General features: G+C 41.6%; 17 protein-coding genes. 12 read left to right on the top strand and 5 right to left on the bottom strand.

Translation table 11 applies throughout. The annotated features are described in order from the left end of the window. Positions 1 to 78: 78 nt before the first annotated feature. The 4 genes from POV26_RS05820 to POV26_RS05805 all read right to left on the bottom strand — a co-directional run bounded on the left by POV26_RS05820 (position 79) and on the right by POV26_RS05805 (position 5,134). Positions 79 to 1,056 carry a hypothetical protein gene (locus tag POV26_RS05820; protein ID WP_272855529.1) on the bottom strand — a complete coding sequence of 326 codons (978 nt, stop codon included), beginning with the start codon at positions 1,054 to 1,056 and terminating at the stop codon, positions 79 to 81. 122 nt (positions 1,057 to 1,178) lie between these two features. Next, positions 1,179 to 4,373: a cytochrome c biogenesis protein CcsA gene (locus tag POV26_RS05815; protein WP_272855528.1), complete on the bottom strand. Its 3,195-nt coding sequence runs from the start codon at positions 4,371 to 4,373 to the stop codon at positions 1,179 to 1,181. 62 nt (positions 4,374 to 4,435) lie between these two features. Then, positions 4,436 to 4,843 (bottom strand): group III truncated hemoglobin, encoded by a 408-nt coding sequence (locus tag POV26_RS05810; RefSeq protein WP_272855527.1) that lies wholly within the window; start codon positions 4,841 to 4,843, stop codon positions 4,436 to 4,438. Between the two features lie 3 nt (positions 4,844 to 4,846). Next, the gene (locus POV26_RS05805) at positions 4,847 to 5,134 is read right to left on the bottom strand and encodes a hypothetical protein (protein ID WP_272855526.1); all 288 of its coding nucleotides are present in this window, start codon (positions 5,132 to 5,134) and stop codon (positions 4,847 to 4,849) included. An 81-nt stretch (positions 5,135 to 5,215) separates the two neighbouring features. Here POV26_RS05805 and POV26_RS05800 point away from each other — a divergent pair, with 81 nt between their 5' ends. The 11 genes from POV26_RS05800 to POV26_RS05750 all read left to right on the top strand — a co-directional run bounded on the left by POV26_RS05800 (position 5,216) and on the right by POV26_RS05750 (position 15,515). Next, positions 5,216 to 5,803: a Crp/Fnr family transcriptional regulator gene (locus POV26_RS05800; RefSeq protein WP_045079426.1), complete on the top strand. Its 588-nt coding sequence runs from the start codon at positions 5,216 to 5,218 to the stop codon at positions 5,801 to 5,803. A gap of 248 nt (positions 5,804 to 6,051) precedes the next feature. After that, positions 6,052 to 6,687 carry a Rossmann-like and DUF2520 domain-containing protein gene (locus POV26_RS05795; RefSeq protein WP_336375898.1) on the top strand — a complete coding sequence of 212 codons (636 nt, stop codon included), beginning with the start codon at positions 6,052 to 6,054 and terminating at the stop codon, positions 6,685 to 6,687. A 15-nt stretch (positions 6,688 to 6,702) separates the two neighbouring features. Then, complete coding sequence (locus POV26_RS05790; RefSeq protein ID WP_272855524.1) at positions 6,703 to 7,230, top strand: KdsC family phosphatase; 528 nt, start codon at positions 6,703 to 6,705, stop codon at positions 7,228 to 7,230. A 131-nt stretch (positions 7,231 to 7,361) separates the two neighbouring features. Then, positions 7,362 to 8,276: a geranylgeranylglycerol-phosphate geranylgeranyltransferase gene (locus tag POV26_RS05785; RefSeq protein ID WP_272855523.1), complete on the top strand. Its 915-nt coding sequence runs from the start codon at positions 7,362 to 7,364 to the stop codon at positions 8,274 to 8,276. 53 nt (positions 8,277 to 8,329) lie between these two features. Further along, a complete protein-coding gene (locus tag POV26_RS05780) occupies positions 8,330 to 8,917 on the top strand; it encodes a Maf-like protein (RefSeq protein ID WP_272855522.1) in 588 nt (195 codons plus the stop codon). A 34-nt stretch (positions 8,918 to 8,951) separates the two neighbouring features. Beyond that, the gene (locus POV26_RS05775; RefSeq protein WP_272855521.1) at positions 8,952 to 9,887 is read left to right on the top strand and encodes a septum formation inhibitor Maf; all 936 of its coding nucleotides are present in this window, start codon (positions 8,952 to 8,954) and stop codon (positions 9,885 to 9,887) included. Positions 9,888 to 9,892: 5 nt separating this feature from the next. Next, positions 9,893 to 10,453 carry a mechanosensitive ion channel family protein gene (locus tag POV26_RS05770; protein ID WP_272855520.1) on the top strand — a complete coding sequence of 187 codons (561 nt, stop codon included), beginning with the start codon at positions 9,893 to 9,895 and terminating at the stop codon, positions 10,451 to 10,453. Between the two features lie 55 nt (positions 10,454 to 10,508). Next, on the top strand, positions 10,509 to 13,001 hold the full coding sequence (locus tag POV26_RS05765) for a PIG-L family deacetylase (protein ID WP_272855519.1): 2,493 nt from the start codon (positions 10,509 to 10,511) through the stop codon (positions 12,999 to 13,001). Positions 13,002 to 13,084: 83 nt separating this feature from the next. Continuing rightward, complete coding sequence (locus POV26_RS05760) at positions 13,085 to 13,306, top strand: hypothetical protein (protein WP_272855518.1); 222 nt, start codon at positions 13,085 to 13,087, stop codon at positions 13,304 to 13,306. Further along, complete coding sequence (locus POV26_RS05755; RefSeq protein WP_272855517.1) at positions 13,284 to 13,697, top strand: putative toxin-antitoxin system toxin component, PIN family; 414 nt, start codon at positions 13,284 to 13,286, stop codon at positions 13,695 to 13,697. Before POV26_RS05760 ends, POV26_RS05755 begins: the two co-directional genes overlap by 23 nt. 111 nt (positions 13,698 to 13,808) lie before the next feature. Beyond that, positions 13,809 to 15,515, top strand: a complete 1,707-nt coding sequence (locus POV26_RS05750; protein WP_272855516.1) for a sodium:solute symporter family protein — start codon at positions 13,809 to 13,811, stop codon at positions 15,513 to 15,515. Positions 15,516 to 15,650: 135 nt separating this feature from the next. Here the strand turns inward: POV26_RS05750 and POV26_RS05745 are convergent, their stop codons facing one another. Then, the gene (locus tag POV26_RS05745; RefSeq protein WP_272855515.1) at positions 15,651 to 16,694 is read right to left on the bottom strand and encodes a WD40/YVTN/BNR-like repeat-containing protein; all 1,044 of its coding nucleotides are present in this window, start codon (positions 16,692 to 16,694) and stop codon (positions 15,651 to 15,653) included. A 304-nt stretch (positions 16,695 to 16,998) separates the two neighbouring features. Here POV26_RS05745 and POV26_RS05740 point away from each other — a divergent pair, with 304 nt between their 5' ends. Further along, on the top strand, positions 16,999 to 18,210 hold the full coding sequence (locus POV26_RS05740) for an RsmB/NOP family class I SAM-dependent RNA methyltransferase (RefSeq protein ID WP_272855514.1): 1,212 nt from the start codon (positions 16,999 to 17,001) through the stop codon (positions 18,208 to 18,210). Positions 18,211 to 18,262: the final 52 nt, after the last annotated feature.

Genomic DNA, 18,262 nt, shown 5'->3' with positions numbered 1-18,262 from the left:
AGATTTTTTAGGCCACGAATTCACGAATTTTTATAAATAATAATTCGTGAATTCGTGGTTTTTTTAGAAATTTAATTGCTATTTAAAGAACTCATATTCATACCTAAAAGTGGATTCATTCTCTCCATTATTTTTAACTATTTTTTTGGGAAGTAAATTTTGATAAAAAAATGTCAAAACTGTAATTCCATTCCTGTTCTTTGTGGTTTTAGATTTAATTAATCCATTTGGATAATATTCGAAATTTTCGAGAAATGATGGATAATCATTTTCTATAACCTGATTTTGTTCATTAAATTTATGTGTAGAGACTAATTGCAATGTATCATTACTATAAGCAGAATATCTTTCGATCTTATTACCCCTTACATCCGTTTTATAGGCTGAATAATCTTTTTCAGAAATCTTCAATCCACCAGAATACGTTATTTTCTTCGTAAATCCTTTAAGCAGCTTAGAGTCATAATAGTGTTGAAATTCCTTATACAATCCGTCATTATTGTAATTTAATTCTCTTTCATATTCGCCTTTTGAATTTTTAATATAAATTCCGCTTAAAACCCATCCATCTGAGGTATATCGCGAATAAATTCTGATATTTTCTTCTTTTAACTCAACTTCCCTGTCAATAGGAATTGCATTGCCCGTTTCAAATTTTGTTTTATAAAGTCCGTCGTATTCATATCTGAAACCATCTGTAAATTCTCCATTTAAATCAAAATAGGAAATTTCAGAAAGACGATCTTTGCTATCATATTTAAATTCAGATTTAGAAATTATCCTGTTTGAAGTATCAAAATTTAGAATCACGTTTCCGAGTTTATCAAAATATAAATCGCTCTGAAGTTTGTTATCCTGAAAGCAAGAAAGCCTTTTCAAATTATTTTCAGAAGCAATTTCTTTAAATGCTGAATTACTATTTCTTTCATTGTCTGGAACATTTAAGGCCAGAACAAAAGCTTTTCTGGATTCTGACTGTCCAATACAAATATTAGTGAACAGAAACAATAACATATAAAATACTTTAATGCTCAGGATAGACTTAATTACAAACATTGATTGATTTTAAGTTTTATTTCTTCTCCATGAACTCAGGAATTTCCTGCAAGGGACGTACTAGTGCAAGGAAAGAAGCAATCATCTTTAAGGCTTTAAAAAATTCGTGAATTCGTGGTTTTTCAATTCCCCTTTTGGGGGTTAGGAGGCCTCTTCTTCCCGTAAAATTTCTTATACCTAAAATACGATACAACACTAAGAATTACCGCAAACAGGGTTATCCACCAAACAAAGGTTGGCGTAGCAGGCGCATCGCCGCTTGCGTAGGAATGTAGGCCGCTCAGGTAGAAATTTACTCCAAAATAGGTCATCATAATGGAGGCATAGGCAAAAAGCGCAAAGACATTAAACGTCCATCTTCCGCGTAAGCCGGGAACCAATCTGGCGTGGATTACAAAGGCATATACCATTATACTGATCAGCGCCCAAGTTTCTTTTGGGTCCCAGCCCCAGTAACGGCCCCAACTTTCATTGGCCCATTGGCCACCCAAGAAGTTTCCGATGGTTAGCAGTACCAAGCCCGCGGTCAATGCCATTTCGGTAACAACGGTCAGTTCGCTGATGTTGATCTCCATGTTTTTATAATTCTTCTTGGTGGTAAAAATCATAAGGAACAGCGAAGTGACCGCCAAAATCATTCCGAGGGTAAAGGGGCCGTAACTCATTACGATTACTGCCACGTGGATCATCAACCAATAGCTGTCCAGAACGGGCTGTAGGTTTGCAATGGATGGATCCAACCAGTTTTCGTGTGCCACCCAAAGGATGATTGCGCCCACAAAGGCTGTTGAGGCCACGGTCAAATCACTTTTACGCCCAAAAGAGAGGCCGAAGAAAACCGTCGCCCAGGCCACATATACCACAGATTCATACGCATCACTCCAAGGAGCGTGGCCGCTTACATACCAACGCAATGCCAAACCGAGTGTCATTAACCCAAAGAAAACCCACATCAGTACTTTTGAACTTTTTATGAGCACCCGCAATATCTTTCGATCCTTAAAAAGCTGTGCGATGATAAAGACGAACATCAAAATACCGAAAACCGCAAAATATTTATAGAGTCGGTTGAAAATGTCGGCTTTGTTATAAATAGTCTCTGCCCGAAGTTTGTTTTCCGAAGGCATCACTTCCTTTCCATATTTCTTTTGGAAATTGGTAATGCTTTCCAAAAATTCATTCGCCTGTGTATAATCGCCGGTTTCGCGCGCTTTCTTCAAGCTGTCAAAGTACAGCGGAAGAATGTTTTTGGCATACAGCGAATCCATTCCCTTTAAGTTGGCTTCGCCCAATTCTGGATAGGAAACCCACTTGTTGCCCGGATCTTCGGGAATTGGGAATATTTTTAAGATACTTCCGCTCAAAGCAGCATTTAAAAGTGAAAAGTTTTCGTGGGCCTTAATAAAATCCTTTTGAAACTGATTCGGATTTGTGGTTCGCGTAGCCGCTTCCAAATAAGGCTCCAGTTTATAGTTTCCTTTTTCATCAAAAAGATCGAGCAGGGCAATATCCTTTTGGCCCTCGGGCACGCCGGCCACGTGGCGGATACTGTCGTTGCCGCGTTTTAGATATATTAAAGGTACTTCAACCCAAAGTCTTGGAAACTCTGTCATTGAGATAAAAACCTGGTTGGCATCCAAACCTTCGTAATGGTCATCACGGCTTATTTTCCGCAACAATTCACTTGCAAAAGTATTGATAGGCTTCATCCGCCCATTGTCCTGGATTATCAAATGTCCAAACTTTGCCGCGTGTTCTTTGCTCACTGCATTCGCCTTTATCAACGAATCTATCTGCTGTTTGGGAACGGTGGTGTGTGCAGGTTCCTTTGCCACTTGCGCCATTCCCGAAAGCGAAACGAAAAACACCAGCAACATGGTCATTTTTGCTTTCTTTTTCTTGATGCGATTGAGAATTTTTTCCAAATTCTTAAAACGGCTTCCCTTAAAGAATAGAATTCCCATTAACCCTATATATAGGAAAAAATAACCTATGTATGTAATCCATGTGCCCCACCAGTCGTGGTTTACGGAGAGGATGGTTCCTCCCTCATCCGGGTCGAAACCGGACTGGAAAAAACGGTAGCCATGATGGTCCAAAACGTTGTTCATGAAAATGTCCGCATCAAAATGGGTTTTGTCCGCATCTATGACGGTAACTTTACTTTTGAAGGAAGAATATCCCTTTTCGGTACCGGGATATTTTTCCGCGATAAAATCGTTTAAGGTTATGCTGAAAGGAAGGTCGATCTCGTTAGAACCGTAACTCGTATAAACCTTTAAGCCTGCAATTTCGGTTTCCACGGGATTCGGCGCAGTCCCCTTTCCGCCTAGCATGGAAACGGTTTTTGTTTCATTGCCTGATGATATTTCAAGGATAAGTGCGTCTTGGTTGGCGGGTTCACCGGGCGCCGCTTTCACAATACCGAAGTTTCCTTTGGTTATAGGCTCTGGCACTACAAAAGAAATACCGCCCATTCGGTATAGCGAACGCAGATTAAATGTTTGAACGCTATCTGCTGCTACTTCTCCCTGCATTTGGTCTGCCATTCTCATAAAGTTGCCTTCAAAAGGGCTGGAAATGGTATAGTTGCCATCTTCGGAATAGCTGATATTTATGGCCCCCTCCGTTGGTTTGTTTATTGCGAAAAGAATATTATGGATATTGGAAACCTCCCCTACCTTTACCCAATGGTCGTGGCGCTCTCCATCACCGGATTCCACTATTTTAAGGTATTCCTCGCCATTTTCATCTGGTGTCAACCCTTCCGTGGCACCACTAATAAAATCTTTAAATTTGATAGTTACGGGCTGGCCGTTGTAATCTGTGTTTATGCTGAAATTATTGTTAAGCTTTTCAGAAAGCCGGAGTTTCTTCGGCTTTAGTTTTCTGCGCTGCGCAACGCCATCAATCATATAATCGCCATCAATAAAGACATCGAGATAGGTTTGTTCTGAAAGGATCGTATTTTCGGTCTGCCCTTCGCGAATGTGCATTACGCCCTCAAAACCAATATAGCGTGTAACAAAAGCGCCTATAATTACCAAAATAAAAGCCAAGTGCAACATCAACGAAGCCCACATTTCGCGTTTGTGGAGGTTATATCTAAAAATATTACCGACAAAATTTATTACAAAAAGCAACATGATTGCCTCAAACCACCACGCGTTGTAGATAAGTTCGCGCGTGTAGGGCGTTGGCGGACTTTGGGAGTCGGCGTCCATAAAGGTTCCTGCGGCCATGGCGACTGCAAAAACGATAAATAAAACGGCGGTTAAACGGGTGGAGAAAAGAACGGAAGCAATCTTTTTTTGCATTACAGGAAATTTTGGCGCAAAAATAAGGAATTACGCCCATTTAGACTACTTAAATCTGTTAACTATTCAGCCTTTTTTGAAGTCTCATTTCGGGCATTAAAAATGTTCAGGTGAATGAAGGTTCCCATATTTCTCGCCCGGTTTTTTGCGATATTGGCGGTTTCGCCCTCAAAAAGTTCGTCGATGGTTTGGTGCCATAGGTTAATCCACGTGCCAAAGTGAAGTTCGTTGATGGTTCCCCCCACTTTTTTATCAACCTCAATGTGTGCGTGCATCGGGTTTCCGAAGTATTTTCGTTTAAAGAAAAGATTGGTCTCCCAAAAATCGGTAAGGAGTTCAAGGTGGGTGTCCCAATCGGTTATGATTCCATTGAAAATAGGCCCGAGAAGTGCGTCTTTCCTCACTTTTCCATAGAATGTATTTACGAGCAAAGACACATCTTCGCGGGATTCAATTTTCTTTTTTGCCATTTTTTATAGCAAAGTTATTAAAATCAATAACATATTTACTGCTAAACTTACTAGCAATAGCCAAAAAGCAAACTTTCTGTTTGAACCAGCAAGCAAAGCTGCATTGTAGCCCATGCAAAGTGAAACACACAGCGTCAGTTCAATACCGGAAAGCAAGGATGTGCCCTGTGCCAAAATAGTCATGGCAGCAATAGAACCAATACAACTGTTCAAAATAATTGTTAATGGAACGTACATATAATAATCGTACACAAATTCGTCCTGCATTTTTTTAAGGGAAAGGGTTTTCATAATATAAATAGGGTTTTGATTTTTAAGGTGTAAATTTACAATGCAGAACAGGCCTTATTTTATGAGGCAAATCATAAACGCATGATTCCAGAAAATTTACTGTTGAACTACGGCGCAACCCTTGAAAATATTAAGGCTTCGGAAATAATTCTTCACGAAAAAAAGCGGGCAGATTTCTATTTTCAGATAAAGACCGGCGAGGTAAAAATGTTCAACATCAACGAACAGGGAAAGGAATTTGTACAGGGCATCTTTTACGACGGGGAAAGTTTTGGCGAGCCGCCATTGCTGGGCGATTTTAAATATCCCGCTTCCGCTTCGGCCGTAAAACAAACGCAGCTGTACAAATTGAGCAAAACAAAATTGTTTGAATTGCTTACCGAAAACCCTGAAATAAACCTAAAATTTACCAAAGCCCTGGCAAAACGGCTCTATTACAAAGCCACCATTTTAAAGGAAATTTCAGTACATCCGCCCGAACATCGCATCTTGACCTTGATAGATTTTTTAAAACGAAAATACGGTTCCGAAGAACTTTTTCAAGTAGAACTGACCCGTCAACAAATTGCCGACTTGACCGGGCAGCGCGTGGAAACCGTAATTCGCGCCATCAAGCAACTGGAACAGGACGGCGAGATAAAATTGATAAAGCACAAAGTATTCCGTTGAAAATTTTTGGCAGCGCAAAGAGGAAAGAGGAAAGACGAGTCTATATTACAACAGGAATTTTGGATTACATCTTTCTTTATTCTTTATTCTTTTTTTCTCTATTCCTTTTTTCTAAAAACCGCTAACTTCGCACTATGATAAAGGTAGTTTTATTAGGCTTCGGAAATGTAAATAGCCATTTACTCAATGCTTTACATAATAATTCGAAAGTTTCTGTAATACAGGTTTTTAACAGAAATTTTATCAAAATGATTTCTCCTTTTGAAAAGATTCCTTTTACCGATGATATTTCTAAAATTGCCGATGCCGATATTTACATAATCGGGATTCCCGATGATGCCATTTCAAGCTTTTCCGAGTCGCTTTCATTTCAAAATAAATTGGTAGTTCACACTTCCGGCGGCGCTTCAATGAACGCACTTGCCGCTAAAAACCGACGCGGTGTCTTCTATCCGTTGCAGACTTTTTCCAAGCAACGGAAAGTTGCCTTTAAGGAGATTCCTATTTGCATAGAAGCTGAAAATACCGAAGATTTGGAACTGCTGCGAAAATTAGGCGAGACCATTTCAGAAAATGTGGTTGAAATTTCTTCGGAAAAAAGAGCCAAGCTGCATCTTGCCGCGGTGTTCGTAAACAATTTCGTGAATCACTTATACGGCATTGGCAGTGAAATTTTAAAGGACGAAAAGTTGCCGTTCCATTTGCTGAAACCACTGATTGCCGAAACCGCTTCAAAGATTAAAACCCTTTCACCCGAAGAAGCGCAGACCGGCCCGGCAAAACGGAACGACAAAAAAACCATTGAAAAACATTTACATTTGTTGGAAAATAGCGCTTACAGAGATTTTTATGAAATGTTTACAAAAGCGCTGAAGAAAGACTAAAAAAACACCACATTTATGAGCTATAAAGAATATTTAAAACACATAACCACCTTCATTTTTGATGTGGACGGCGTTTTGACCGATGGTACAATCCAAGTAAACACCGAGGGTGAGATGTTCCGGACGATGAACATTAAAGATGGTTACGGACTAAAAACAGCGGTTGACCAAGGTTATAATGTTTGCGTTATCTCAGGTGGTTCCAATGAAGGCGTGCGCGTGCGGCTGCAAAATTTGGGCGTGAAGGACATCTTTTTGGGCGCCCACCACAAAACCAAAATTCTGGAAGACTATTTAAAAACCAACAACATAGAGCGCGAAAACACGCTATTTATGGGCGATGACCTTCCCGATTATGAAATTATGCAGGAAGTGGGCCTGCCTACGTGTCCGCAAGACGCTGTTCCCGAAATCAAAGCGATTTCAAAATACGTATCCCATAAAAAAGGCGGCAAAGGCTGTGTTCGCGATGTGATTGAACAAGTGCTGAAAGTACAGGGAAAATGGAAGGTTACGGAGGGCGTGAGCGCAAAGTATGATTGAGCGGGGTGCGGGGTGCTGGGTGCGGGGTGCTGGATGAAATCTGCCAAACTTCATCCGTCATCTGTCATCTGTCATTTGTCATTTGTTATCTGAAAAGCATTCATAGAATATAAAACTTTCAAAATTAAACCTTGAACTACCTAAACCTCATCCGTTACCAAAACCTGTTTTTTATTGCCTTAGCGCAGGTTTTCATAAAATACGGCCTGTTTCAGCCTTTTGGGGTAGATACGGCCTTGACCAATTACAGTTTTGCCTTGCTCGTAATAGCCACAATCTGCATAGCCGCTGCGGGAAATATCATCAACGATATTTACGATGTGGAAATTGACAAAGTCAACAAACCGAATAAGGTTTTAATCGGCAAAAGGATTTCGGAACGCAATGCGAACAGGCTTTTTGTACTTTTCAACATTGTAGGTGTGGCGATAGGTTTTTATCTTGCCAACAGCATCGGCAAGCCGAGTTTTGCTGCGCTGTTTATCGTTTTTTCGGCCTTGCTTTATTTGTATGCTTCCTATTTAAAAGGAATATTGCTCATCGGCAATCTCCTGGTTTCAGCCTTGGTAGCGATGAGCCTAATAATTGTAGTGCTTTTTGATTTATTCCCTGCAATTACGCCACAAAACCAAGCTACACAATCGGCCGTTTTTAAAATTGTGTTGCAGTATGCGCTCTTTGCGTTATTCATAAATTTCATACGTGAAATTGTAAAGGATTTACAGGACATCAACGGCGACAAAAAAGGAGGCATGAACACATTGCCCATTGCTTTGGGGCGAAAAAGAACCATTTCGATAGTGTTCCTTTTGGGTGTGTTTATGACTTTAGGCGTTGTTTATTATATGTATGAAAATTTATACAACCAACAAACCTTGCTGCTTTATTTTCTGTTTGCCATTGTTGCGCCGCTGCTCTATTTCTGCATAAAATCTTGGGATGCCGACTCGCCAAAGGAATATGCCTTCCTTTCAAAACTGTTGAAAATCATTATGTTTTTGGGAATATGCTCCATTCCGCTGTATCAATTTGTAATTTTGAAATAATTTACCCAAAACCTAATCTTGAAACTTGAACCTGAAACCTGAAATCTCAAAAAATGCTTCGCGAAAAATTAAAAAACCACAACATCATCCTCGCTTCCGGCTCACCGCGCAGACAGGCTTTTTTCAAGGAATTGAATTTGGATTTTACCATTCAGGTAAAGGCTGTTGATGAAACTTATCCGAATAATTTAACACGTTCAGAAATAACCGATTACCTTTCCCAACTTAAAGCATCCGTTCTTGTCGATTTAGGCGAAAATGACATTCTTATTACCAGCGATACGATTGTTTGGAAAGACGAAAAAGCCCTCGGCAAACCGAAAGATTTTGGCGAGGCCAAAGAGATGCTTAAAAATTTAAGCGGGCAAATGCACGAAGTTATTACTTCGGTGTGTTTTACTTCAAAAGAGTTTCAGAAAACAGTGAATGATGTTACAAAGGTTTGGTTTAAAAATCTTTCCGAAGAAGAAATTGACTTCTACATAAAAAACTATAAACCATTTGATAAAGCTGGAAGTTACGGCATTCAGGAGTGGATTGGCTATATTGGCATTGCAAAAATTGAAGGCTGCTATTTTAATGTGATGGGGTTGCCCACGCGACTTGTTTATAAAACGTTAACCGAGATTGCCAACCATTGAATTTGTGGTATTTTTGAGCAAAATTCTTCGAATAATGGACTATTTCAGATTCTTTCCTCTTCTCGTTTTTTTAATGTTGCTGAGCGGTTGCAATTCTTCCGAAGAAAAAAGTGATTCACAAAAAATTTCATCCAAAAAGAAAGCTGCCATAACTGCGACCCCACGGACCATTTCAAAGGAATTTAAAGAATATTGGTACAGCGGAACTGCCGAAATAACCTCGTATAGCCTGATGCAGGAGCGGTATGGGGAGATTCGCGAAGGAACAGCGGTCAACATCTTTGTTACGGAAGATTTTTTAACGGATGCACAGGTAAAAGCAAACAATGCTTCCGAAGAAAATATTTCGGTCATGAAACTGAACCAAATGAAGAATTTCAATACCGGAATTTATCCGTATTCCATAATGACTAGTACTTTCAGTCCGATTGCAACGAAAGAGCATCCGTTAAAAATCACCAACAGCGTGCAGGAATGGTGCGGCCAGGTTTATATGCAGCTCAACAACCGGGAGAATTTTGAAATTGAGAGCCACTCCTATTTTCAGGGCGAGGCAGACCAAAAACTCTCTTTGCCAAAAACCTATTTGGAAAACGAACTTTGGAACCTTATAAGAATCAATCCAGAAGAACTGCCCACAGGCGATGTGATGATTATCCCTTCGTTTGAATATTTACGGCTTCGGCACAAGGAAATAAGGGAACACAATGCTTTTGCCAGTTTGAAACAGGGCGATTCCATAACCATTTATACTTTGAATTATCCCGATTTACAGCGGCAGTTGATGCTTTTTTTCAGCAGCACCTTTCCGTATGAAATTGAAAAATGGGAAGAGGTAAACGCCGCCGACCAAAACGACACACTGCGATTGAAAACCACGGCTACCAAACTGAAAAGGATAAAAAGTGATTATTGGACCAAAAACAGAAATGAAAACCTCAACCTGCGCGATTCGCTTCAACTGAAATAGAAAATATGAACATTCAAGAACACACCCTTCAACTTATAGAGTCAGCCGTATTGATTCTGGTATTGCTATTTATCCGGGTCATGCTCAAAAGAACCGTCCGCAATTTCGCCAAAAAAATAGAAAGGCTGGAGCACCGCACAGGGCTTATAATGAAACATGTGGATTTTGGTATTTTCTTTTTTATGGTTTTGGGTCTCATACTTATATGGGGCGTGGATTTTAGAAATCTGGGGCTCGCCATGTCTTCCGTTTTTGCGGTTATCGGGATTGCTTTTTTTGCCCAATGGTCCATTTTGAGCAATGTTACGAGCGGTGTAATCATGTTCTTCACTTTCCCCTATAAAATAGGCGATTACATAAAAATTCACGACAAGGAAATGCCTTTGGAAGGCATTATCGAGGATATAAAAACTTTCCATATCATTCTCCATACAAAGGACAATGAAATTGTAACCTACCCCAACAGTATGATGCTCCAAAAGGGCGTAAGCATTGTAAATGTGGAGGAATTTTACGAACAGCAGCACGAGCTCGACAAAAATAAGGAAGGGCTTCCCCACGAATAATTTTCTCAAATAAGTATCTTTGAAGGGTTTTCGAATAAATCAGCACTTACAATTTATGCACAAACCGTTTTTTTTCCGACTTCTATTTTTATTTTTTTCGATAGTCGCCGTCGCGCAAGCTCCCAAAAAACCTACCGCTTCCGAAATATATCACGACCTGCAAAAGTTGAATTTTGTAGGTTCCGCATTGTATATTGCCGCACATCCCGATGATGAAAACACGCGGCTCATCTCCTATTTGGTGAACGATGTGCACGCAAATACGGCCTATCTTTCCATAACCCGTGGCGATGGCGGACAAAACCTTGTCGGTCCCGAACTCCGCGAACTTTTGGGCGTAATCCGCACCCAGGAATTGCTGGAAGCACGAAAAATTGACGGCGGACACCAGTTTTTTACCCGCGCGAACGATTTCGGTTACAGCAAAAACCCGGAGGAAACTTTTGAGTTTTGGACAAAAAATGAGGTGCTGGGCGATGTCGTGATGACGATTCGCAAATTCAGGCCAGATATTATCGTAAACCGTTTTGACCATCGCAGCCCGGGCAGCACGCACGGCCACCACACGGCCTCGGCCATGTTGAGCTTGGAGGCTTTTGATATGGCTGACGACGCTTCCAAATTTCCAAAATCGGCTGCCGAATATGGCGTTTGGAAACCGCAGCGCCTATTTTTCAATACTTCGTGGTGGTTTTACGGCAGCCAGGAAAAATTCGAAAAAGCCGATAAATCGCAAATGGTCTCGGTTGAAACGGGCAACTACTTTCCGGCGCTCGGGCTTTCCAATGGCGAAATAGCTTCGTTGAGCAGGAGTATGCACAAATCGCAGGGCTTTGGCAGCACGGGCTCCCGTGGCAGCGAAACGGAATATCTGGAATTATTAAAAGGAAACAAACCGTCGGACAACAACCTTTTTGAAGGCATAAACACAACTTGGTCCAGACTGGAAGGCGGAAAGGAAATCGGGGCGATTTTGAATCCTTTGGAAGCGAATTTCAACTTTAAAAATCCTTCGGAAATGTTGCCGCAGCTATTGAAGGCGTATCCCTTGGTCGCAAATTTGAAAGATACCCATTGGCGAAAAATAAAGCTCAAACAATTGAAACAACTCATTTTGGATTGCGGCGGTATTTTTATTGAAGCCGTTTCCGAAGCAAATTCAATCAATCCGAACGAAAATTTCAAAGTAACCGTTGAAGCCGTCAATCGCGGCAATGCCGATGTGGTTTTGCAATCGGTAAAAAATTCGGAAGATAAAATGCTTTGGAATGAATCTACAGTCCTTCCCTTTAATGAAGATAAAAAACTGGAGATAACGGTCAATTCGGGGGTTCACAACCCCAAGTATTCTTCGCCCTATTGGCTGAACGAAAAGGGAAGCGTCGGTATGTACGTCGCGCCGGAAGCCTTGATTGGATTGCCCGAAACGCCCGCTTTGGAACAACTTACTTTTGAACTGCAATTCGGGAACGTTACCATTCCTTTTACGAAAGATATAATTTACAAATTCAACGACCCCGTCAAAGGCGAAGTCTATCGTCCGTTGGAGGTTTTGCCCGAAGTTACCGCTTCCATCCCCGAAAAAGTCTTGATTTTTGCCAACAATGAAGCTGAAACTGTTTCGGTAATCGTGCGCGCGGGAAAGGATAGCATTTCCGGAACCATAAGCCTTCAACATCCCGAAGGTTGGCAAGTAGCGCCTTCGCAGCAAACATTTCAGCTTGACAGAAATGGCGAAACCAAAACCTTTACTTTTACGGTAACGCCACCAAGCGGACAAAGTGAAGGTTTTTTAAAACCAATTGTAAATGCTGAGGGAAGAATTTTCGACAGGGAATTGGTAACCATCGATTACGAGCACATTCCGTATCAAAGTGTGTTATTGCCTTCCGAAGCGAAAGTTGCAAAAATCGACATTCAGAAAAAAGGCCAAAAAATTGGCTACATAAACGGCGCGGGCGATGCCATTCCCGAAAGTCTGAAGCAGATTGGCTATTCGGTTACAACCATTGACCCTTCAAATATTTCCGCAGAAAACCTTCAAAATTTTGATGCCATTGTTGTCGGTATCCGTGCGTACAACACCGTCCCCGAGCTCGCCTTTGCGCAGCCCGCTCTAAATAAATATGTTGAAAATGGCGGAACGCTCATCGTGCAGTACAATACCAGTCGCGGTTTGGTTACCGAAAACCTGGCGCCCTATGAACTGAAACTATCGCGCGACCGCGTAACCGATGAATTTTCAGAAGTAAAAATACTTGCCCCCGAAAACCCTATCTTAAACACCCCAAATAAAATCACCCAAAAAGATTTTGAGGGTTGGGTACAGGAACGCGGCCTGTACTTTCCCGATGAATGGGCCAAGGAGTTTACGCCAATCCTCGGAATGCGCGACAAAGGCGAGAAAATGACAAAAGGCTCGCTGCTGGTGGCCAAATACGGAAAAGGGTATTATATTTATACGGGGTTGAGTTTTTTCCGCGAACTGCCCGCCGGCGTTCCCGGGGCTTATCGATTGTTTGCGAATATGCTGTCAATCGGAAAATAGGGTTAAAAAAGAACGTGTTTAAATCTTCCCGAAAAAAGAAGGTCTAAAAAAATTATCGTAATTTCGAAGAAAATGTTGGTAATATGGACACTTTGAGAATAAAAATATTGAATCCTAAGGCGGAAAAACTTTTGAAGGATTTGGCCGACAGAGATTTGATTGAGATTACAAATCCCGAGAAAGAATTTTTGGAGCTTTTGGAACGTCTAAGAAGTAAGGCCGACAAGGCTCCCTCACTCGAAGAAATCACGAAAGAAGTAGAAATAGTGAGAAAAGCGAGATATGAGCAAGAGAATAATCGTTGATACCAATTTGTGGATCAGTTTTTTGATCACCAGAAAATATCAAGCCTTTAAAAATCTTATAATATCCAAAAACATAACGCTACTATTCTCTTCACAATCCGTTGGAGAATTTTGGGATGTCTCCCAAAGAACACATCTTCAGCAGTTATTTCCCATTGAAGAGGTTCAAATTCTGTTCGCCATCTTTAAATTTTATGGTACTTGGATAGAACCGACCTCCGATTTAAAAATTTGCCGCGACGGTAAAGATAATTTTCTTTTAAATTTAGCCGTGGATGGCAAGGCAGATTATTTAATAACCGGCGACAAGGATTTGCTGATTCTCAAAAAAGTTGAAAATACAAAAATCCGCACCTATTCTGAGTTTGTGGCCGAAATGGAAAAACAATAAATGAAAAACCAATCCCAAAAATTCACCTGGAAATGGAGCTACACCTTAGTGCTCCTATTCAATGCCGTTTACATCTATCTGTTTTATTTACTAATGCAAAACTTCGCCTAAATGCAGCAGATTGATTGGATTGTTTTAATTGGGACCCTTCTTTTTATCGTGCTTTACGGCACTTGGAAATCGCGGCAGCAGCGCGATGTGGGCGATTATTTAAAAGGTGGAAGCACCGCGCATTGGTGGACTATTGGGCTTAGCGTTATGGCTACCCAGGCCAGTGCCATTACCTTCCTCTCCACTCCCGGACAGGCCTTTCACGATGGGATGGGCTTTGTGCAGTTCTATTTTGGGCTGCCCATTGCGATGGTAATTATCTGTTTGGTCTTTATCCCCATCTATCACAAACTCAACGTTTATACGGCCTACGAATATCTGGAAAGCCGTTTCGATAAAAAAACCCGGACGCTTACTGCAATATTATTTCTAATCCAACGCGGTTTGGCCTGCGGCATCACCATTTTTGCGCCTTCCATCATTCTTTCGGCAGTTTTGGGCTGGAATTTGATTTATCTGAATATCATCATCGGCGTACTTGTAATTATCTACACCGTTAGCGGCGGTACAAAGGCTGTGAGCGTTACGCAGAAACAACAAATGGCGGTCATCTTTTTCGGGATGCTGATAGCCTTTCTTTTGATACTGAACTATCTTCCGCTTGATATTTCTTTTTCCAAAGCGCTTGAAATTGCCGGGGCCAATGGCAAAATGGACATCCTCGATTTCTCCTTTGACTTTGACAACCGTTATACTTTTTGGAGCGGAATTATTGGCGGAACTTTTTTAGCCCTCTCCTACTTCGGGACCGACCAAAGCCAAGTGCAACGCTATCTTTCGGGCAGAAGCGTGAAACAAAGCCAGATGGGTCTAATTATGAACGGCTTGCTGAAAGTACCAATGCAGTTTTTCATATTGCTCGTGGGGGTTATGGTCTTTGTTTTTTATCAGTTCAACAGTTCGCCTTTGCACTTTAACCCTGCTGCGGTAAAAGACGTAAAAAAATCGGAATATGCGGGTGAATACAAGGCTTTGGAAGTTCAAAAGGAAGCAATCGACCAAGAATTGGCGGCCACGCAAATAAGTTACTCCAAAGCGGAAAGCGATGCCGCCAAACAAACCTTGGCCAACGAAATTGAGCAACTCAACAATACTGAAAAACAGTTACGCGAACAATCCGTGGCCGTAATCAAAAAGGCAAATCCAAATGCGGAGACCAACGATAAGGATTACGTTTTTATCCACTTTATCCTCAACAATCTTCCACGCGGGTTAATCGGGTTGCTGCTGGCGGTGATTTTGAGCGCGGCCATGTCATCTACCGCGTCAGAACTGAATGCGTTGGGAAGCACGACAACCATCGACCTTTATAAACGCAATGTCCCCGGCAAGCGCGAAAGACATTATGTAGCGGCGTCGCGCGGGTTCACACTTTTATGGGGAATTATAGCGATTTTGGTAGCCTGTACCGCCCATTTATTCGACAACCTGATCCAACTTGTAAATATCATTGGCTCCATTTTCTACGGAAATGTTCTGGGTATATTTCTTCTCGCGTTTTTTATAAAATACGTGCGCAGCAAAGCAGTTTTTATCGCAGCGCTTATCACCCAAATTATCATTATCTATTTTTGGTATATAGACCTTATGCCCTATCTGTGGCTGAATTTGGTGGGTTGCGCAATTGTTATGGGAATTGCTATTTTATTACAGCTATTTTTCCCGAAGAAAAATGATGCTGAAATAATCCTTTCAGAAGAAACATAAAAAATCAGCCACGAATTCACGAATAATTATGCGAAAATATTCGTGTATTCGTGGTAAAAAAGTTGGGCTGGCGAGTCTGCAACTTTGCTGGCGCGAGTTTGCAACTCGTGCCCACTCCAAAAGAGAATCCTTATTTTATTTCCTAAAAATCAATTTTGAAATACGATTATTCCCCGAAGCGAAAGCAAGGCTATCATTCACAAATTCAATTGCGAAAAAGCCTTCCTTTGAAAGAAGTTTCCAGTTTTTGCCGCCGTCGCCGCTAAAGGAAATACCGGGCGAGCCGATGGCCACTATCCCCTGCCCTTCCGTTCCCGGAATATATTTTACTGACGAACGATACCCGGGTTCTTTGCCGTTGGCAATCAGTTTCCAAGTCTTACCGCCGTTTTTGGTGATGGCCTTATTACCTTCGTTAAAAGGTTTGTCCTCCCAATTGCCACCGAAAATGATTCCATGCTGTTCATCCCTAAAGTCAATACTGTAAATACCCGTCATCGCCTTTCCCTGAACAATTGGCGTATCAAAAACTTCCCAAGTTTTTCCTTTGTCGCCCGTGTGCATTACCCGCGATTTTCTTCCGCCGGTAGCTACCCAAGCATTGTCGCCAAAAATAGCGATGTTGCTATTGCTGGCCGCAAAAGCTGCTTCGCCTCTTTCCACTTTCGGCAAATTATCGCACGGCAGTTTTTCCCAAGTGTTTCCGCCGTCGCGAGTGATGATTATGGACATACAATCTTCCACGGGGTCGCCAATGGCAATGCCTTCGTTTTCGTTCCAAAATTTCATGGAATCGTAGAAAACCTTTTCGCCTTTTTCGTTATAGACTTCTTCAATATTGGTCGCTTCGGTGCCGTTAAAACCAATTTTGTACAGCACTGCCGGATTGGAAATACTCAAAACAAACACCGCTTCCTTAGTGGCGGCGATGGAACGAAAATGCAGCAACGAATCGCCGTATTTTATGATTGCGAGCTTTGGCGTATCGCCGTCAATCAATCCTACCTTTCCTTTGTCCGCGGCAAACCAAACCCTGTTTTCATCCAACGGCTGGATGGCACGAATGCTCAGACTATCTATAAATACAGGCGTAATTTCAACGGAGTTGATTTCAATTTCAGTTTTCTTTTCACAGGAAACAAGAAAAAGGACGATAAACGTGGCAATGGCAAAGCGCATAGATTCAATTTTTGGTAAAAGTAGTGATTCTAAAATTTCAAATGGGTTTTTGGGTTGTTGGGTTATTGGGTTATTGGGTTATTGGGTTATTGAGTTACTGAGTTACTTAAAGGTTATTTCCATTTCGATTTCGATTTCGATTTCGATTTCGTATTTCGTATTTCGTATTTCGTATTTCAAAAATCTAAGTTTAAAAAGATACCTTTGCAATCGCAAAAGATTTCAAAATAAATTGAAGTCAAAAAAGGTAACCACGAATAATTATAAAAAACATTCGGAAATCCGTGGCAGAAAAGATATACAAATGAAACTACACCGAAACCTCGTATTCGCAACCATAGATTCCCTTCACTTGATTTTTAACGAAAACAAGCAAGCGGACAAGGTGCTAAAAAATACCTTAAAGCGCGACAAGCGTTGGGGCGCCCGCGATCGTGCCTTTATAGCCGAAACCACCTACGACATTGTACGCTGGAAACGGCTCTATGCCGAGATTGCCGAAGTGCGCGAACCCTTTGACCGTCCCAATCTTTTCAGGTTGTTCACGGTTTGGGCCACTCTGAACGGAATTGCCATCCCAGAATGGAAACAGTTTGAGGACACGCCAACCCGCCGCATAAAAGGAAAATTTGACGAACTCTCAAAAATCAGAAAATACCGCGAGTCCATCCCCGATTGGTTGGATGAATTGGGACAGAAGGAACTGGGCAAAAAGTGGGACAGGGAAATTGCCGCGCTAAACCAACAGGCAGACGTGGTGCTACGAGTAAACACCTTAAAAACCACGGTTGAAAAACTTCAAAATGAATTGGCCGACCTTGAAATAGAAACCGAAATTTTAAAAGGTTATCCCGATGCGTTGAAGTTGAAGGAGCGCGCAAACGTGTTCACAACCGATGCTTTTAAGAATGGGCTGTTTGAAGTGCAGGATGCCTCTTCACAGAAAGTTGCGGAAATCCTCGACCCAAAACCCGGAATGCGCGTAATAGATGCGTGTGCCGGAGCGGGTGGAAAAAGCCTTCACATTGCCACGATGATGGAGAACAAAGGCCAATTGATCGCCATGGACATTTATGAAAACAAGTTGAACGAGCTGAAACGCCGCGCCCGTCGAAACGATATTTTCAATATTGAAACCCGCGTGATCGACTCCACGAAAGTGATAAAAAAGCTGATTGATAAAGCCGATAAAGTGTTGATCGACGCCCCTTGCTCCGGTCTGGGCGTTTTAAGAAGAAATCCGGATGCGAAGTGGAAATTGCAGCCCGAGTTTTTGGATAATATCCGCGCTACCCAAAAAGAATTGCTGGACAGCTACTCCCGAATGGTAAAACCGGGCGGCCAGTTGGTTTACGCCACTTGCTCCATTCTTCCTTCGGAAAACGAATTGCAGGTAAAGGATTTCTTGGCCCGTGAAGCCGGAAAGGATTTTACCCTGTTAAGTGAAGAAAAAATAATGCCCAGCAAAAGCGGATTTGATGGATTTTATATTTCTCTGCTACAGAAAAAACAGTAATTGCTTCAGTAGAAAATAGAAAAGAGCGGATATTTATTTACCCGCTCTTTTT

It is taken from the genome of Aequorivita todarodis, assembly GCF_028561335.1.
GTDB lineage: Bacteria > Bacteroidota > Bacteroidia > Flavobacteriales > Flavobacteriaceae > Aequorivita > Aequorivita todarodis.
Note: the sequence above shows the minus strand (reverse complement) of the source record. Positions and strands in the feature narration are given on the sequence as shown.

Bases quoted from the DNA above. Each gene is read 5' to 3' on its own strand.
- POV26_RS05775 (WP_272855521.1), top strand. From the start codon at position 8,952: ATGGACTATTTCAGATTCTTTCCTCTTCTCGTTTTTTTAATGTTGCTG.
- POV26_RS05740 (WP_272855514.1), top strand. From the start codon at position 16,999: ATGAAACTACACCGAAACCTCGTATTCGCAACCATAGATTCCCTTCAC.
- POV26_RS05755 (WP_272855517.1), top strand. From the start codon at position 13,284: ATGAGCAAGAGAATAATCGTTGATACCAATTTGTGGATCAGTTTTTTG.
- POV26_RS05750 (WP_272855516.1), top strand. From the start codon at position 13,809: ATGCAGCAGATTGATTGGATTGTTTTAATTGGGACCCTTCTTTTTATC.
- POV26_RS05780 (WP_272855522.1), top strand. From the start codon at position 8,330: ATGCTTCGCGAAAAATTAAAAAACCACAACATCATCCTCGCTTCCGGC.
- POV26_RS05760 (WP_272855518.1), top strand. From the start codon at position 13,085: ATGGACACTTTGAGAATAAAAATATTGAATCCTAAGGCGGAAAAACTT.
- POV26_RS05810 (WP_272855527.1), bottom strand. From the start codon at position 4,843: ATGGCAAAAAAGAAAATTGAATCCCGCGAAGATGTGTCTTTGCTCGTA.
- POV26_RS05805 (WP_272855526.1), bottom strand. From the start codon at position 5,134: ATGAAAACCCTTTCCCTTAAAAAAATGCAGGACGAATTTGTGTACGAT.
- POV26_RS05815 (WP_272855528.1), bottom strand. From the start codon at position 4,373: ATGCAAAAAAAGATTGCTTCCGTTCTTTTCTCCACCCGTTTAACCGCC.
- POV26_RS05745 (WP_272855515.1), bottom strand. From the start codon at position 16,694: ATGCGCTTTGCCATTGCCACGTTTATCGTCCTTTTTCTTGTTTCCTGT.
- POV26_RS05765 (WP_272855519.1), top strand. From the start codon at position 10,509: ATGCACAAACCGTTTTTTTTCCGACTTCTATTTTTATTTTTTTCGATA.
- POV26_RS05790 (WP_272855524.1), top strand. From the start codon at position 6,703: ATGAGCTATAAAGAATATTTAAAACACATAACCACCTTCATTTTTGAT.
- POV26_RS05795 (WP_336375898.1), top strand. From the start codon at position 6,052: ATGATTTCTCCTTTTGAAAAGATTCCTTTTACCGATGATATTTCTAAA.
- POV26_RS05820 (WP_272855529.1), bottom strand. From the start codon at position 1,056: ATGTTTGTAATTAAGTCTATCCTGAGCATTAAAGTATTTTATATGTTA.
- POV26_RS05770 (WP_272855520.1), top strand. From the start codon at position 9,893: ATGAACATTCAAGAACACACCCTTCAACTTATAGAGTCAGCCGTATTG.
- POV26_RS05800 (WP_045079426.1), top strand. From the start codon at position 5,216: ATGATTCCAGAAAATTTACTGTTGAACTACGGCGCAACCCTTGAAAAT.